Annotated in this window: 14 protein-coding genes and 1 tRNA gene; 9 read left to right on the top strand and 6 right to left on the bottom strand. The window is 67.6% G+C overall.

Annotated features, from left to right (window positions below):
* The first annotated feature begins 21 nt into the window (after positions 1 to 21).
* The 5 genes from ACWGE0_RS00300 to ACWGE0_RS00320 all read left to right on the top strand — a co-directional run bounded on the left by ACWGE0_RS00300 (position 22) and on the right by ACWGE0_RS00320 (position 5,253).
* Entirely contained in the window at positions 22 to 360 is a 339-nt protein-coding gene (locus ACWGE0_RS00300; RefSeq protein WP_452258691.1) for a WhiB family transcriptional regulator, read from the top strand.
* Positions 357 to 689, top strand: coding sequence for a hypothetical protein (locus ACWGE0_RS00305; RefSeq protein ID WP_452258692.1), 333 nt, complete (start codon positions 357 to 359; stop codon positions 687 to 689). Before ACWGE0_RS00300 ends, ACWGE0_RS00305 begins: the two co-directional genes overlap by 4 nt.
* Positions 686 to 1,279 carry a hypothetical protein gene (locus ACWGE0_RS00310; protein WP_452258693.1) on the top strand — a complete coding sequence of 198 codons (594 nt, stop codon included), beginning with the start codon at positions 686 to 688 and terminating at the stop codon, positions 1,277 to 1,279. Before ACWGE0_RS00305 ends, ACWGE0_RS00310 begins: the two co-directional genes overlap by 4 nt.
* Positions 1,276 to 3,354 (top strand): cell division protein FtsK, encoded by a 2,079-nt coding sequence (locus ACWGE0_RS00315; RefSeq protein ID WP_452258694.1) that lies wholly within the window; start codon positions 1,276 to 1,278, stop codon positions 3,352 to 3,354. The genes ACWGE0_RS00310 and ACWGE0_RS00315 overlap by 4 nt, the downstream gene beginning before the upstream one ends.
* A 150-nt stretch (positions 3,355 to 3,504) precedes the next feature.
* Entirely contained in the window at positions 3,505 to 5,253 is a 1,749-nt protein-coding gene (locus tag ACWGE0_RS00320; protein ID WP_452258695.1) for a recombinase family protein, read from the top strand.
* Here ACWGE0_RS00320 and ACWGE0_RS00325 read toward each other — a convergent pair.
* A tRNA-Leu gene (locus tag ACWGE0_RS00325) sits at positions 5,235 to 5,317 on the bottom strand. The genes ACWGE0_RS00320 and ACWGE0_RS00325 overlap by 19 nt on opposite strands.
* A 491-nt stretch (positions 5,318 to 5,808) precedes the next feature.
* Between ACWGE0_RS00325 and ACWGE0_RS00330 the strand changes: the two genes are divergently transcribed.
* A complete protein-coding gene (locus tag ACWGE0_RS00330; protein WP_452258696.1) occupies positions 5,809 to 6,486 on the top strand; it encodes a squalene cyclase in 678 nt (225 codons plus the stop codon).
* Here ACWGE0_RS00330 and ACWGE0_RS00335 read toward each other — a convergent pair.
* A complete protein-coding gene (locus ACWGE0_RS00335; RefSeq protein ID WP_452258697.1) occupies positions 6,483 to 6,905 on the bottom strand; it encodes a hypothetical protein in 423 nt (140 codons plus the stop codon). The two genes, ACWGE0_RS00330 and ACWGE0_RS00335, sit on opposite strands and share 4 nt — an antisense overlap.
* A gap of 207 nt (positions 6,906 to 7,112) precedes the next feature.
* Here ACWGE0_RS00335 and ACWGE0_RS00340 point away from each other — a divergent pair, with 207 nt between their 5' ends.
* A complete protein-coding gene (locus ACWGE0_RS00340) occupies positions 7,113 to 7,451 on the top strand; it encodes a VOC family protein (protein WP_452258698.1) in 339 nt (112 codons plus the stop codon).
* An 8-nt stretch (positions 7,452 to 7,459) separates the two neighbouring features.
* On the opposite strand, the gene ACWGE0_RS00345 is transcribed toward ACWGE0_RS00340, so the two are convergent.
* Genes ACWGE0_RS00345 through ACWGE0_RS00360 form a run of 4 tightly spaced genes read right to left on the bottom strand, consistent with a single transcriptional unit; the run spans position 7,460 to position 10,783 of the window.
* On the bottom strand, positions 7,460 to 8,065 hold the full coding sequence (locus ACWGE0_RS00345) for a response regulator (protein ID WP_452258699.1): 606 nt from the start codon (positions 8,063 to 8,065) through the stop codon (positions 7,460 to 7,462).
* Complete coding sequence (locus ACWGE0_RS00350) at positions 8,062 to 9,222, bottom strand: sensor histidine kinase (RefSeq protein ID WP_452258700.1); 1,161 nt, start codon at positions 9,220 to 9,222, stop codon at positions 8,062 to 8,064. Before ACWGE0_RS00350 ends, ACWGE0_RS00345 begins: the two co-directional genes overlap by 4 nt.
* Positions 9,195 to 9,902 (bottom strand): ABC transporter permease, encoded by a 708-nt coding sequence (locus ACWGE0_RS00355; protein WP_452258701.1) that lies wholly within the window; start codon positions 9,900 to 9,902, stop codon positions 9,195 to 9,197. Before ACWGE0_RS00355 ends, ACWGE0_RS00350 begins: the two co-directional genes overlap by 28 nt.
* Positions 9,899 to 10,783, bottom strand: a complete 885-nt coding sequence (locus ACWGE0_RS00360) for an ABC transporter ATP-binding protein (protein ID WP_452258702.1) — start codon at positions 10,781 to 10,783, stop codon at positions 9,899 to 9,901. The genes ACWGE0_RS00355 and ACWGE0_RS00360 overlap by 4 nt, the downstream gene beginning before the upstream one ends.
* A gap of 247 nt (positions 10,784 to 11,030) precedes the next feature.
* On the opposite strand from ACWGE0_RS00360, the gene ACWGE0_RS00365 reads away from it, so the two are divergent.
* Positions 11,031 to 13,373, top strand: a complete 2,343-nt coding sequence (locus ACWGE0_RS00365; RefSeq protein WP_452258703.1) for a helix-turn-helix transcriptional regulator — start codon at positions 11,031 to 11,033, stop codon at positions 13,371 to 13,373.
* On the top strand, positions 13,370 to 15,946 hold the full coding sequence (locus ACWGE0_RS00370) for a hypothetical protein (protein ID WP_452258704.1): 2,577 nt from the start codon (positions 13,370 to 13,372) through the stop codon (positions 15,944 to 15,946). Before ACWGE0_RS00365 ends, ACWGE0_RS00370 begins: the two co-directional genes overlap by 4 nt.
* Positions 15,947 to 15,980 lie beyond the last annotated feature (34 nt).

A 15,980-nucleotide genomic window follows, 5' to 3' on the forward strand; every position in this document is an offset into this window, starting at 1 on the left:
TTTCGGAGCCGGGGGTGCTTCGTGACTGATCTACGGCAGGTCGGGATCGCCTGGTCGCTGGACCACTTGCGATGGGTGCCGACCGATGAGTTGACCGACGTCGTCCAGAGCGACGGGCTGTGCATGTGGGCGTTCACGGGGGAACCACCGTGGGCGGACGAAGAACTCACCGATCGGGAGCTGGCTGAGCGGCAATGCTCGGGGTGTCCATTGCGGGACGAGTGCTTGGAGTTGGAGTTGCGCACGGCCGGTGCTGAGACGGTCGGTGTGTGGGGTGCGCTGCCGGAGGACGAGCGGCGCGAGGTGCACCGGCACTGGCTTCAGCGCGGTGAACGGGCCGAGAGGGGGTCGCGTTCATGAACGCCATCAGCGTCACTCCCACTCAGGTGCTGGCCGCGGTCGGTCTCCTCTTGGTTCTGGTGTTGGTCTGGCGGGCCGGTTCTCGTCGGGCGAAAGCAGCGGCGAACGCGGCGCGGACGGGCGTTCGGCTGATGTCGCTCGGTGGCCGGGTGGCCGTGAACGCGGTGCTGATCGTGATCGTTCAGTGGGTGGTCGTGACGCACGGCGGGAACGGCTGGCTGTTGTACGCGGTGCTCGGAGTGCCGGCATTGCTCGCCTCGTACACGCTGACGAAGGCGCTCACGGTGACCACGTACGAGCCTCGCGGCCGTGGTGGTGATCGGAAGTGAGCGAGCCGATCGAGCGGGTTGCCGTGCAGGTGGACCGGTTGTGCTGGACCGGGATTCTGCTGGGGCTCGCGTTCACGATGACCAACGTTCAGCAGTTCGCTGCGGCCGGTGCGGCGGTGTGGTCGCTGGCCTGGTTCGCGGCGTGGCTGTTGGACCCGATGGTGTCGCTGGTGCTGCTGGCGATCCTCCGTGCCGAGCAGGTGACTGCTCGGCACGGGGTGCGGCTTGGTGGATGGGTGCGGGCTGCGAAGTGGTTCACGCTCGGGGCTACGTACGTCATGAACACCTGGAGTGCGTTCGTGGCCGGGTCTGCGGCGCTTGTGGTGTTGCACTCGGTGCCGCCGCTCGTTGTGTTCGTTGCTGCTGAGGCTGTGACGGAGTTGCGGGACAAGCTTGGTACCGCTGCGGGTGCCACGGTGGAGGCCGTGGCACCGGCTCCGCGGACGTCGTTCGCGGAGTACCTGGCGGTGGCTCGCAAGGCTCGGAAGTCGAGCGCCAAGGTCTCGCCGGCCTGGGTTCGTGAGGTCACGGGGTGTTCGCGCGGGCTGTCCTCGAAGCTGGCAGCCGAGCTGAACGGGGACCAGCGATGACCGGTGAGCTGGTGCCTGCGGAGCAGGTCATCGAAGGGGAACTGGTCGACGAGCGTGCGGCGCTCGTCCGGCGGATCGAGACGACCTGGCGCTACTCGCATGTGGTGCCTCCGGCGCTGAAGTCTCGGGAGGCGTTGAAGCTCGCCGCAAAGGATGCGCTCGCGTGGGTCCTTCGGGCTCCGTTTCGGTGCATGAGTGCGGTTGGTCGTGGCCTGGTGGTTGCGGCGCGTGGCTGGCGGAACTGGGTTCGGGTGCGGGACTACCGCGACGCTGCCGAGCAGTCGGAGAAGCTGGCGGACAAGTTCGTTGAGATCCGCGCGTTGACGTTGTTCCGATGGAAGGTCACTGGGACCGTGCTGCTCGCTGGCTGTGCGGTGATCACGGTGGCTTGGGTGCTCTACGGCGACTTGGTGTTGTGGAGCGTTGGAGGCGTCGGAGCGGCCGTGCTGGCGATCGTCGGGCGGGCGAAGGACGGCTCACCAGGACGGAAGTCCGTGCTCGCCGGACCACGCACGCTGACGTGGACCATGGACTCTCAGGTGCTGGTCGACGCGTTCCGGGACGCCAAGCTGATCGGGAAGGACGAGTCGCTGCGGCTGGTCGAGCGCGCGTCTCGGCAAGGTGCCGGCTGGGCGATCACGGTGGATCTGCCTGCCACACGCAAGGCGGCCGACGTCGTGAAGCACCGGGAGGACCTGGCGTCGGCGCTGGCGGTGGACGAGATCCAGCTGAGCGTTGAGCGCGTGCGCGGCAATGGCGGTCATGCCGGACGCGTAGCGATGTGGGTTGCCGATGAGGATCCGTACGCCTCACCGCCGATCGGAACGCCGTTGCTCGCGGTCGAGCGGTGGGACGCGTGGCGGCCGGTGCCCTTCGGTACCGATGCGCGTGGACGGCGGATCGACCTGCCGTTGGTGTGGACGTCGGTCCTCATCGGCGCGATTCCTCGGCAGGGCAAGACGATGGCCGAACGGCTGGCTGCGGCGGGGCTCATTCTCGATCCGTACGCCCGGCTGTACGTCGCCGACTTCAAGAACGGGAAGGACTGGCAGGCCGCGGAGCAGGTCGCACACCGGTTCATGGCCGGCGACGACAGTGAACACGTCTTGACGTTCCTGGACTGGCTCGTTGAGTTGGTCGCGGACGTTCAGCAGCGGTATCGCCGGATGCAGGACTTGGACGACAACGTGTGTCCCGAGTCGAAGGTGACGCCGGCAATGTCGCGTGATCCATCGCTGGACATGCCCATCACGGCGCTGGTTGTCGACGAGGTCCACATTGCACTGGAGGATCGCACTCCTGTTGTGGTGCAAGGGAAGAAGCTCACAGCAGGGGAGCAGATCGGCGAACTCCTGACGTGGCTCGCGAAGAAGGCGCCAGCTGCGGGGCTGGTCCTGGTGCTCGCTACACAGCGGCCAGACAGCAACACGATTCCGTCGAAGTTGCGGGCGGTGCTCGGGTCACGGTTCGCGTTGCGGGTCATGGACTGGCGGGACAGCAACATCGTGCTCGGCGAGCAGATGAACACCCGCGGGTACGACAGCAGCCGGTTGCTTCCGTCGCACAAGGGAGTCGGCATCCTGCGGCCGGACGGCGAGACGCAAGCCGGGGCCGATGTGCTCGCGCTGACCGTGCGGACGTTCTACATGCCCAACGAGGACTGGCGGGCGATCTGCGAACGAGGCCGTGCGCTTCGAGAGGTCGAAGGCACGTTGACCGGTCAGGCTGCTGGCCGGGACGCGCCGCTGCTCCATCGCGCGGAGGTCGTGCAGGCGATCGGTGGGCCGAGTCTCGACGAGATCGAGTTGCCAGAGCCGTTGTCGGCGGTCGTGGACTACATCGGTGATGGGCTGGACGAGCGCGAATTCGTGCCCACGGCCGAGCTGGTGGAGGCGCTGGACGTTGAGCCGACGACGTTCGGGAAGGACATGGGCGACCTTGGTTGTCGGCCCACGCGGCAGTACGTCCAGGAGGAAGAGGGCACGCGGCGTGTCCGTGGCTACCTGACGGCGGACATCCGAGCTGCGATTGTTGAAATCGGCTTATCGAGCCTGCCTGCCGTGGACCAGCTATGACCGGTGATGATCCGGACCGCGGAGAGCTGAAGGTCAACCTTCCGGCAGATCTACCTGTTCTCACCAGGCGAGTAAGCCGCATACTGCTAGACATCCTGTTCGAGCTGAGCGAGGCGGAGGCCCTGAACGGGCCTCCAGGAGGGAGGTGTGATGACTGTTGAAATCAGCCGGGACCCGTGGGCGACGCTCGATGACCTGTGGGGCATCGAGGTCAGTGAAGTCGTGGATGACGGCATCGGTCCGGTAGCGGGCTACGGCCGGTGCTCGACTGAGGACAACCAGGACCCCGAGACGTCGCGCGGCTGGCAGTTCGGCAACGCGGACAAGTTCGTCGGGCCGTTGGGCGGCCGGATCGTTGAGGAGTTCTTCGACATCGGCAAGTCGCGGTCCGTGCCGTGGGAACGCCGGGATGAAGCCTCACGGTTGCTGGCGGCGCTGAAGAACCCGCACCGTGGTTGGAACGCCGTCGTGGTGGGGGAGGGGACGAGGTGCTGGTTCGGCAACCAGTTCTCGTTGATCGCTCCGCGGTTCGAGGCGTACGGGGTTGACCTGTGGGTGCCGGAGTTGGGCGGGAAGTACAACCCGCGTAACCCATCGCACAAGATGCTGATGAGCGTGCTCGGTGGCATGAGCGAGTCCGAGCGTCAGCACGTGCAGGCTCGCGTTCGGGCCGCGATGGATACGCAGGTGCTCAACGAGGGACGTCACCAGGGCGGCCGAGCGCCGTACGGGTACGTGACGGTAGACGGCGGTCCGCATCCGAATCCGCGCAAGTCAGCGGAGGGCTACCGGTTGCGCGTGCTCGCGATCGATGATGAGTCCGCATGGGTCGTCCAGCGCATCTTTGCCGAGTACTTGAGCGGCATGGGTGATCGGGCCATTGCCAACGGGCTCAACCGTGACCGGATTCCGTGCCCGTCCGCGCGCCGGCCGGATCAGAACAAGCATCGGCCCGGCGATGGTTGGCAGGGCGGCACTGTGCGGGCGATTGTGGAGAACCCTCGTTACACCGGCTATGCGTTCTTCGGTCGCTCTACGAAGTTCGAGACGCTGCTCGACCCTGACGACGTGTCGGCTGGTCACGTGGTGCGGTTTCGGAAGGCCAGTCCGGATCGAGTGGTCCGGTCGCGTAATCCTGCGCACCCGAAGATCGTGGAGATTGAGGACTTCACGGCTGCGCAGCTTCTGCGGAAGTCGAAGGGCAGCTTGCGGAGCGCGCGGAAGACGGAACGGTCTGGGCGTGCGCTGAAACACCGCTACCTGTTCCGCGGTCGTATCCGGTGCGACATCTGCGGTCGGAAGAGGGAGGGCAGTCCGCGTAAGAAGGCGATGTATTACCGGTGTCCTGCGCGCACGTTGGCTCCGGGATCGCCAGTGCTCACGTCGCATCCTGGCGCGGTCTATTTGAGGGAGGATGCTCTTCAGGATGCGGTGAATGGCTGGCTGGGGCACGTCTTCGATAGGAAGAACCGCGACCGGACCGTTGCCGCGTTGATGGACTCGCAAGAGCCGGTCATCCAGATCGGTCGCGATGCCGCGAAGAAGAGGCTCGCTGAGGCGGAAGCCAAGCTGACCAGGTTTCAGAACGCGATCATGGCCGGTGTGGATCCTGCGGCGCTGGTTGAGGCGATAAACGAGGCGCAGGCCGAGAGGCTCGCGTCACGAGCGGCCTTGGACAACGTCCCTGCACCGGTGGAGGTGGACGTCGCTGAGATTTACGCGGCGATCGACCTGATAGGAGACGTCAGCGCGGCGCTGAGAGGTCATGCGCCGACGAGACTCGAAGAGCTGTACGAAGCGATAGACCTGCAAGTTCGGTACAAGCAAAACCCCCACGAAGCTGATGTCTCCATCAACCCCGTGGGGGTGAATAACGCTCGTGTCCGAGGGGGGACTTGAACCCCCACCCCCTTTCGGGGACTAGCACCTCAAGCTAGCGCGTCTGCCATTCCGCCACCCGGACGTATTCAGTTCTGCCGCGGCTCGCGCCGTGGTGTCCATAGATTACATGATCGTCGACGCACGCCAAAATCGGGGTGTTGGGTTGGTGTTTGTGCTGGTGGCGGGCGATGTCTGTGGGTTGGGAGAAAGTCGATCAAGTTGCCTGTGGTGTGGGGCCTGTGAGGTGCGGCGGACGTTCGGTCGTCGACGCCGATGAGGTGGTGTTGGTCGGGGTTGCGCGTTGGCTGGTCGGGCTAGGGTCGCTGGGTGCGTGAGTTGACGGGGTGGTTGCTCGACTCGGATCCGGCCCTGCGGTGGCAGGTGCAGAAGGACTTGGTGGGTGAGCCGCCGGCGGTTTGGGAGGCTACGCGGGCTCGGGTGGCGACTGAGGGGTTTGGGGCTCGGTTGCTTGGGGTGCAGGGTGCGGACGGGATGTGGGCTGGTGGGGCGTTCTTTCCCGCTGGGTTTGAAGGGGGAGAGGGTGGACAGCCTTGGACGGCTACTACGTGGTCGTTGACCTCGCTGAGGGAGTGGGGGCTCGAGGCTGAGGTGTTGCGGCGGCGGGGGACGGTTGAGTTGTTGGCCGCCAATGCTCGGTGGGAGTACGAAGGGCTGCCCTACTGGGGTGGTGAGGTTGATGTGTGCATCAACTCTTGGACGTTGGCCAACGGGGTTTGGCTTGGGGCTGATGTTCAGGGGATTGCTGAGTGGTTCGGTGCGCATCAGCTTGGGGATGGTGGGTGGAATTGTGAGTGGGTTGAGGGGTCGGCCCGGTCGTCGTTTCACTCGACGCTCAACGCGCTCAAGGGGTTGTGGGCTTACGAGCAGGTGACTGGGGTGGGTGGCTCGGCGCGGGAGCAGGGGGAGGAGTACCTGCTCGAGCGGGAGTTGTACAAGCGGTTGTCCACTGGTGAGGCGGTTGGTGAGTGGGTGGCCGAGTTCCGGTCGCCGTTCAGGTGGGGGTACAGCGTGCTCAACGCGATGGACTACTTCCGGGCGGTGGGGAGGAAGGATGCGCGGATGGGGGCGGCTGTCGAGATGATTCGGGCGGCTCGGCAGGAGGACGGGACTTGGGTGCAGGCCGGGCGGCATCCTGGGGCGGTTTGGTTTGAGGTCGATGTCCCGCGAGGGGAGCCGTCCAAGTGGCTCACGTTCTACGGCACGCGGGTTCTTGAGTGGTGGGACGACTAGTAGTCCAGTTCGAAGTTGCGGTGGTCGTCGGGATCGACCGCCGCGACGAGCTTGTTCCCCGGCTTCAGGCTGGGGTCGTACCTGGCGTCGTGCTCGATCACGAACTCGGGCACGTCCGGGCCCTTGATCAGGAGCCGGACGCGGACCGTGGGGTCTTCGCTGATCGGCTCCACGGTCAGGACCACGGCGGTCGCGGGCAGGCCCACCTCGTCCAGGCGCAGCAGCCGCCGCTTGGCGCGCGCGATACCGCGCCACACGGCGATGCCCAGCGGTAGCAGCACCACGGTGAGCACGATGCCGACGGTGCCGTCGTTGGCCGCGTAGACGATCGGTCCGGTGACCATCAACGCCACGGCGAAGAGGTGCAGCAACACGTTGTTGCCCCGGTTGGCCCCGCGTACGAACCCGTCCTCCGCCATTCCGTCACCTTAAGCGGGTCGTGGGGTGCCGTGGGCCGTGATGGCTGCGGTGAGCTGGTCGGCTCTGAGGCAGGGATAAACCGCTACTTCGGCGGTGGTTGTGGTGCGTACGGTGTGGCTGTCGCCGGTGATCGCGTGCAGCGGTGGCGTACGGATACCGCCGCGGACATGAAGGAGCGAATGGTGCCAGGCGCTGTACTGCGAGGCGTGACTCTGGACTGTGCCGACCCGCAGGCGCTGGCGGGCTTCTACGGTGCGCTGACCGGGATGCGCGAGCTCTTCAGCGCGGACGGGTTCGTCGCTCTGACGGACGGCTCCGGCTGTGATCTGGGATTCCAGCGGGTCGACGGATACCGGGCTCCGCAGTGGCCAGGTCAGGACGTGCCGCAACAGTTCCACCTGGATTTCCGCGCTGACGATCTCGATGCGGTGGAAGAGCTGGCGCTGGGACTTGGAGCGGCCAAACCGGACCATCAGCCCGGCGACGGACGCTGGCGGGTACTCCTGGATCCGGCCGGCCACCCCTTCTGCCTGACGTCTTCCTGACATCACAGCTAGATCCAGCCTCGGGCTCGGGCGAAGCGGGCGGCCTCGTGGCGGTTGGAGGCGCCGGTCTTGCCCACGGCGGAGGACAGGTAGTTGCGGACTGTGCCTGGGGAGAGGGAGGCTCGGCGGGCTATCTCGTCGATCGGGGCGCCTTCAAGGGCCAGTTCCAGGACGTCGGCTTCCCTTGGGGTCAAAGGGTTGTCGCCTGCGCTGATGGCTTCGGCGGCCAGAGCGGGGTCCACGTAGCGGCCTCCGGTGTGGACGGTGCGGACGACGGTGGCGAGGACGTCGGACGAGACCGTTTTGGGGAGGAAGCCGCGGACGCCGGCGGCCAGGGCTCGTTTCAGGTGGCCTGGGCGGCCGTGGCTGGTGACGATCATGGTGGAGCAGGTCGGTAGTTCGGTCGACAGGACTTGGGCCACGGAGACGCCGTCCAGGTCTGGCATTTGCAGGTCGATCACGGCCACGTCGGGGCGGACTACTCGGGCGGTGGCCAGGGCTTCGGCGCCGGTGGCGGCTTGGGCCACTACTTCTAGGTCGTCTTCCAGGGACAGGAGGGCGGCCATGGCGCCTCGGATCAGGTGTTCGTCGTCGGCCAGCAGGATGCGGATCACGGGAGCTCCACGGTCAGCACGAAGCGGTTCGGGGGTTCGGGGGTCGCCGTTACCGAACCGCCGAGGGCTGAGACGCGTTCGCGCAGGCCTGTCAGGCCGCTGCCGAAGCGGAAGCCGGACGGGGAGGCGCCGTCGTTGGTCATGGTGAGGACGTTGCCGCGCAACGTGATCGTGCACGTGCTGGCTTCGCTGTGGCGCAGGACGTTGGTGACGCCTTCTCGGACGGCCCAGCCCAGGGTGTCCGCGTGGTCGGCGGTGCTCACCTCGCCGATCACGCGGCAGTCGATGCCCGCGGAGGCGAGCAGGGAGCGGGCGCCGGCCAGTTCCACGGACAGGTCGGCGGTTCGGTAGCCGCTCACGACGGCGCGCAGTTCGTCCAGCGAGTCGTGGGCGATGCGGCGGACCTCGAGCATCTCGTCGATCGCGGAGGGGCGGCCGCGGCGTGCCAGTTGGGCGGCCAGGTCGGCTTTCAGAGCCACGACGGAGAGGTTGCGGCCCACCACGTCGTGCAGGTCACGGGCGAAGCGGAGGCGTTCTTCGGCCACGGCCAGGCTGGCGCGGATGTCGCGGGAGCGGTCCAGTTCCCACACGAGGCCCAGCATCCACAACGTCGTGCGGAACGCGAAGATCACGAGCTGCAGCATGAGCGCGCCGAAGAAGGCCTGGTCCGGCGGAGCGGTCAGGAACAGGAAGGCGCCGCCGACCGCGGCCACCAGGACGAGCGTGCGGGGGCGGAGCACGGCCGAGAGGGTCGTGACCGTCAGGACCAGGAAGATCACCGCGATGCCGTTGGCGGGGCTGTCGTACTTGCCGGGCGTCGGATGCGGGTAGGCGAGTTGGCCCGCGACCAGCACGACGCAGGTGAAGACCAGCAACGCCACCAGCAGCCGACGAGGGAACGGGGCCTTGCCGAGGTGATGCTCGATGCCGAAGTGGACGAGCGGGGCGCTCAGCGCCGTGTGGATCAGCACGGCCGCCAGCAGTGCGACGAGGGCGGCGGTGCTGATCTCCGCGGTCAGGCTGATGATCAGCAACGGTGGCAGGACCAGGTAGCTGAGGTAGAACGTCGCGCGGACGAAGAAGTCGAAGCGCTTAGCGTTGCCGCGGGACTGCCACCAGCCGAGCAAGGTCACCTCCTGGGATCCCAGCGGAACCACCGGCGTACAGCGTAGATCCCCAGGCCGATCCACACCGCCAGGACGATCATCGGCTGCAGCACGGGACCGTCGGCCCAGCTCGCCCGCACCAGGTCGAGGACCGGGGTCAGTGGCAGCAGGCGCACGACTGCACCGACGCCGTCCGGGAAGACCGACATCGGGAAGAACAGGCCCGACCCGAGCAGGCAGGCGATCAGCACCGGCAACGACGTCACCTGTGCCATCTCCACGGTCCGTGTGAACGCCGACGACACCGCCGCCAGCAGCGCGAAGACTGCCACGCCACCGACAACGCCCAGCACGAGGAACCACGGCCGTGTCGGCAAATCGGCACCGGTCACCACGCCGACGATCACCGCGAACAACACGATCTGTCCCAACGCCACCACGATGGATGGCAGGGAAGCGCCGAACAGGATCTCGGGATCCCTCAGCTCGCCAACGCGAAGACGCTTCAGAACGAGCTCTTCACGCCGTGCGACGAACGTGGTGACCAGGTTGTAGTAGACCGCCATCAGCAGCACGAACCCGATGAGCCCCACGATCAGCGGCACGCCCTCCGCGTTCGCGGCCATCAACGCCGGCGCGATCAGCAACGGCAGCAGAAGCGAGTTGAACAGCGCGGTCTTGTTGCGCCAGAACAACGTCAGCTCGGCCTGTCCGACAGCCACGGCCCTCATGCCGCCTCCTCTGCGATCGCCAGGAACGCCTCCTCGAGGGACGCCGACCGGGCGTCCAAACCGGACAGTTCCACCGAATTGGCATGAGCCCACGCAAGCAGCTCGTGCAACGTTTCCTGCAAGTTGTTGGTCCGCACGTTCGCGCGTCCCGATGCGTCGACATCAGCCACAACGGGCAGCGCGACCCCGGCGGGAGGGACGAACGAAATGCGAGACGGATACGCGTCCACCACCTCGGACACCGTTCCCTGCGCGACGATCCGGCCGCGGTGCATGATCGCCAGCCGGTCGGCCAGCGCCTGCGCCTCCTCCAGATAATGCGTGGTCAGCAGCACCGTCACGCCCTCACGCAGCAGGGCGCGAATCAACTCCCACGTGTTGCGCCGGCTTTCCGGATCGAGTCCGGTCGTCGGCTCGTCCAGGAACAACACCTCGGGCTTGCCCAGCAACGCCAGCGCCAGATCGAGCCGCCGCCGCTCACCACCCGACAGCTGTTTCACCCGCACCGAAGCCCGATGCGTCAGGTCAACAAGAGATAACGCTTCATCAACTGCACGCGGGGAGGTCAGCGTCCCCGCCCACATCTTTGTGGCCTCGGTCACAGTCAGGTCGGGCGGGAAGCCGCCTTCCTGCAGCATCACGCCCATCCGAGGCCGAACGAGAGAGCGCTCTCGAAACGGATCGTGCCCCAGCACCGAAACAGTGCCCTCCGCCGGACGTGAGAGCCCTTCCACCACTTCGACGGTCGAGGTCTTCCCCGCACCGTTCGTGCCGAGCAAAGCGAACATCTCGCCCCGCTCGACATCAAATGAGACGCCCCGCACGGCTTCGAATCCCCCGCTGTACCGGCGCGTCAGCCCTCGCACCTCGATCACTGTCATAAGCCCAGGATCTCGGCAAACACCGCTCGAAGGCAGTGCGGTGGCACACCAGAAAGCCATGACAGATGTCATGCCCGCTATCTGAGGGGTTTCCCCGAGTCCACTCGCGACGGTCGCGCTCTCACCTAACCTCGCCTCAGTGACCGACCCGGTCCAGCTGCGCCGCCGCGCCGGGTGAGGTCACCGCCGGGGTCCGGCGGGCGGCAGGGGTCCGCCGGGCCCCGTTCAAGCCGAGGGGAGTCGTCACGTGCAGGAACAGCTGCGCGGACGCCACGGGGAGCTCGCCGCGCTGCGGGCCGCGTTCGAGGCCTCCGCCACCCGCGGGCGTCTCGCCGTGGTGCGCGGTGAGCAGGGGAGCGGGCGAACCGAGCTGCTGCGGCAGGCCGCGGCGATGTGGCGGGCCGAGGGTGTGACGGTCGTCAGCCACCGCCCGCGATCACGCGCCGTCGTGCTGATCGACGACGCCGACCACCTCCCGGACCCGGTCCTCGCCGCGACCGCCATGCGAATGCCGGGCTGCCTCGTCGTCGCAGTCTGCGTGCACGACACCGAGCTGGCCGAGGCCGCGGACGTCCTCATCGACCTGTCAACGTTGTCGGACGACGTCGTGACCGAGCTGATCACGACCAGGGAGCCCCTCGACGGCAGCGTCGTCGAAACGCTTCGCGCCGCGTTGGGCCCGCTGTACGGCAACCCCGGCACGGTGCTCGCGACCCTGAACAAAGCCGAACTCACCTGGGTCGGCGACCTGCTCTTCCTCGCGAACGACAGGGTCAGCCTGCCCGAACACCACAGGCTGCTGGAACACGTCCACGGCCTCGCACACCGTGTCGCGCTGTTGTGCGTCGTGCGCCAGGGCATCGAGGTCAACGACCTCAAGCTCCTCAACGAAGACCTCGACGCCTGCGGCCGTGCACTAGATGAACTCGTCGAGCGCAACGTGCTCACGCACGACCTCAAAGTCCTCTGCCCGGCCCTGGCGAACGCGATCATCGACCGGAGCGGTGAGGACGAGGTCCGCAGGATGCACCTCGAACTCGCCGCCGACACCGCCGATCCTGATCTCGTCGCGCTGGCCGGTCCCGATCTGCCCGACGCGCCGCGCAAGGCCCGCTGGCTCGCCGACCGCGCCGCCGAGATCCAGGCCACCGATCCGGAACGGGCCGGACGCTGGCTCGCCGCCGCCGTCCGGATGACCGCCGCCCAGGACAGGCCCTGCGGCAGACTGTTCTTCGTCGCGCTCACCGTCCTCATCGGCACCGGCCAGGACGAGTTGCTGCGTACCGTTCTCAATGAACGGCGCGGCGACGACGCGAACACTGATGCCGCCGCGATGCTGTTGCTGCTCAACGGCGAAAGCCAGCCAACAAGCGGCCCGGCGGGAGAACTCGCGCAGTGGTGGCTCGGCGAACGTCCCGAGTGGACACCGCTGCCGATGCACACGCACGACGACGAAACGGTCATCACGAACGCCGAGCTGAACGCGATCTACTACGCGCTGCGTTTCGACGCCCAGGCCTGCCGCACCGCGTTGAGGTTCGTCCGCGACGAACATGCACGGGAACGTTTCGACGAGGTGGTCGAGGCCGGTACGGCCGGCGACGTCGCCACGGTGCTGGAGCTTGTACTGGGCACGAGATACCGCACTCCGGACCACGGCCCGTTGAAGCTCTACCAGCGTGTGGTGCGCGACTACGCCAAAGCCGACTTCACCGCAGCGCTGCAAGCCGTACGGCAGCTGGAACTCGTCAAACGCCCGATGCCCGCCCATCACCACGCACGCGTAATCGCAGCAGCAATGCACTCAGCGCGCGGCGAGCACCGTCAGTCGTACAGCTGGCTCGCGAAGGTGAGCCACGCGGCGAGGTACGCGCCGACCAGGACCATCGTGGAGGCAGGCCTGTTGCACGGCGCGGGCGACTCCCAGGCCGCGGTGAACCTCGCTTGGCGCACGATCCAACGGGCGAAGCGGGCGAACGTCAGGCCTGGCGTCGACCGGCTGATGTTGCAGGCGTTGCAGATCGCGTTGCGCAACAACGACATCGCGATCGCCCGCACGTTGATGACCGAGATCACCGAGCTGCACCGGCAGGACGACTGCCGCTGCACGCTCCAGGTCCTGTTGCTGGCCAAGGGACTGCTCCACAACGACCCGGCGGAGGCGGCGAGAGGCGCCGACGTCGTTCGGCAACGAGGTCACCGGCCGGACCTGCTGTGGGCGTGCCACATCCTCGCCCAGTTCTGCGACGACCCGCGTCACGTCGTCCGGGAGCTGCACGCCATCGCGAGAGAGGGCGGTTCGTCGTTCCTGTTGCCCGCCAGGGTTTCCGCGTTGATGCGCAAGTTCGGTGTCGCCACACCGCGCACCACGGCGAGCCCAGCCGAGCTCAGCAGCACCGAACTGCGCATCGTCGAACTCGTGCGCGCCGGGCAGACGAACCGCCAGATCGCCACTGAGCTCGTGATCAGCGAGAAGGCCGTCGAGCACCACCTCACCCGCCTGTTCCTGCGCACCGGCGTCCGGTCGCGCGTGGAACTGGCCGCCGCGAGCCTGTCGGGCAGGCTCGACGACAGGGGAGCCACCGGATGACGGGAACACTCACCGACGCGCACGCCTCGAACCTGATCGCGAGAGATGACGCGCACACGAGCGTGGTGTGGCCGCTGTTGTCGGGGACCACGCGGCTGGTGCTCGTCACCGGCGCCGCGGGCATCGGCCGCACCGCCCTGCTCAACGAGGTCCGGGACACGCTCGAACATCAGCGTGTGCGCACAGCAGACGTGCCACTGCTGCGCGCCGACCGCAACCGCCCCCAGGCTGTGGTCGCCCGGATGAAGGAGGAGCTGGCGCGCTGGTCACGCCCGCCGGTGCTGTTCCTCGACGACCTGCACCGCCTCAACCACGACGTGCTGCGCGCGCTGCTCGACGCGTTGCCGCAACTCGCCACTTGCGTCGTCGGTAGCTACCGCACGCCCGTGCGGCTCGAACACACCGATCTGGCCGATGCACTCCGCACGAGTGCACTCACCGAGATCGTGCCGCTAGCGCCGTTGAACCGGGCCGAGGTCAGCCTGATGTTCACCAGCCTGCTGCACGTCTCCGCGGACCCCGAACTCGTGCGCACGCTGCACAAGGACAGCCGCGGCGTGCCCGGCCTGGTCGATCTCGCGGTGGACGGCTACCTGCGCGGCGGGGCGCTGAGGATCATCGACCGCACCGCCTACCTGGTGGACGAACCGCGCGCCACCGGCCACCGGCACCCGGCCGTCGAACGCGTCCGGCTGCTCGGCGAGGCCGCGTGGCAGACCGCCAAAGCAATGGCGGTCCTGCATCCGCTCGGGCCGGCCGCCGAGGAACTGCTCGGTGACACTGGTGCGTTGCCGGAGCTCGAAGCCGAGGGTGTGCTCGTACGGCACGACGACGGCTGGCGGTTCCGTGCACCCGTGCTCGCCCACGCGCTGTCGGCCAGCCTTGGCCCGTACGAGCGCCACGACCTCGGATGGCGTGCGGTCAGCGCGATCTGGGAGGGCAGGGCGTTCTGCGCGAACCCGGGCTACCTGCCGGACCGGCTGATCGACGCGGGCGGGTTCGCCGACGCGGACAAGGCCGCGAGCCAGCTCCTTGCCGCCGGACGCGCTGCGGTGCTGCATGATCCGTCGGCCCGGCGCTGGCTGTGCGCGGCCGCTGACCGTGCGACAACCACGGCACAACGAGCAGAAGCGTTGTTCATGCACGCCGTCGCGGGTGCCTCGCACAACGACTTCGTAGCAGCGATGGCCAGCGTCGACGCCGCACTCGAGCTCCCGGACGAGTTCACCGGTGACCAGCTGCAGGAGTTGCACCTGATCAGGCTGGTCGGCATGTGCGCGGCGGGGGACAGGGCCGCACTGCGCAAGGTCGCCGACGGCAGCTGGCGCTCGTTGCCCGGTGGCACCTCTGCGCGGTTCATAGGCCGTGCGGTCGCGATGTGCTACACGGACCGTTGGGACGATGCGGCGACGTTGCTCGCGAGCACACGCGGCATGTGGCGGCTGGGCAACGCCGCCACGGTGACGTTCGGCGAGCTGTTCGGGATGAGCGCGGCGCTGATGTCTGGGCGGATGGCCGAGTTCGAGCGCGTTGTCAGCGATCCGGGTCTGTGCCCGCTCTACGCCGTCGAACGGCACCGGCCCGCCCTGCAGTCGGCGATGGCGCGGTGTCTGCTGCTGGCGGGGGAGGCCAAGCGCGCCGAACGGTTGCTCGCCGGCCACACGCTGTCGGCGGCCGATCAAGCGCTGCTGGAAGCCGCTGATGGACGCTGGGACGATGCGCTCGGCCACGCGCGTAAGGCACTGGTTACCGGGTCAACGCTTGGCCAGGTCGCAGCACACACGGCGGTGGCACGCGATCTGGCCACCATGCTGTGCACACGAGCGAAGCTGACCCGTGCGCGTGAGGTCATCGCGGAAGCGCGGGCAGGCCAGAACGTCCTGCCGCACCTGCTGGACGTGCCGGAGTCCGACGTCGAACTGGTGCTCGGCGCGCGCGACAAGAGCCGCCGGGTGCTGCAACGAGGACTCGCGTTCGCCGCGCAGCACGCGATCGTGATCGGCACCGACGAGCTGGAGCTGCGGCTCGCGGTGATGTCGCTGGAGGACGGTGACCACGAGGACGCCGAGTTCCGGGTGGAACGGCTGGCGGACATCGCCGGGAGGATGGACACCGGCCGCGCGCACCGGAACCACCTGCTGGCTCGCGCGGTGACCTGGCGCGACCGGGCGGCCGCGGCTGAGGTGCGCAGGCTCGTCGACGAACGCGGCCAGCCGCACGAGATGGCGTTGACCCTCACGGCGTTGGCGTCACACGGTCTTGGTGACGCGCGGACGCTGCGCGAGGCGTACGAGCTGTTCGGGCCGATGGACGCGTTGCTGCCCAGAGCGTTGCTACGGCACCTCATGCGCGAACGCGGCATCGCGATCCCTGGGCGTGCGGCGACCACGGCCGAGCAGGAACGCCTGCTCGCCTCGCTGGTCGCGGAAGGGCTGACGAACCGCGAACTCGCCGGAGTCCTGCGCACGACCGAGAAGAGCGTCGAGGCGAAGCTGACGCGGTTGTTCCAACGGACCGGCTACCGGTCGCGGGTGGCGTTGGCGACGGCGATGCTCACGGGTGAGTACCGCTAACGAGCGCATCCACCACCAGCGGAACCGCCGTGAG

Source organism: Lentzea sp. NPDC054927 (genome assembly GCF_053610285.1).

Excerpts from the sequence above, each read along its gene's own strand:
- ACWGE0_RS00305 (WP_452258692.1), top strand. The coding sequence starts at position 357 with ATGAACGCCATCAGCGTCACTCCCACTCAGGTGCTGGCCGCGGTCGGT.
- ACWGE0_RS00315 (WP_452258694.1), top strand. The coding sequence starts at position 1,276 with ATGACCGGTGAGCTGGTGCCTGCGGAGCAGGTCATCGAAGGGGAACTG.
- ACWGE0_RS00320 (WP_452258695.1), top strand. The coding sequence starts at position 3,505 with ATGACTGTTGAAATCAGCCGGGACCCGTGGGCGACGCTCGATGACCTG.
- ACWGE0_RS00335 (WP_452258697.1), bottom strand. The coding sequence starts at position 6,905 with ATGGCGGAGGACGGGTTCGTACGCGGGGCCAACCGGGGCAACAACGTG.
- ACWGE0_RS00355 (WP_452258701.1), bottom strand. The coding sequence starts at position 9,902 with ATGAGGGCCGTGGCTGTCGGACAGGCCGAGCTGACGTTGTTCTGGCGC.
- ACWGE0_RS00360 (WP_452258702.1), bottom strand. The coding sequence starts at position 10,783 with ATGACAGTGATCGAGGTGCGAGGGCTGACGCGCCGGTACAGCGGGGGA.
- ACWGE0_RS00370 (WP_452258704.1), top strand. The coding sequence starts at position 13,370 with ATGACGGGAACACTCACCGACGCGCACGCCTCGAACCTGATCGCGAGA.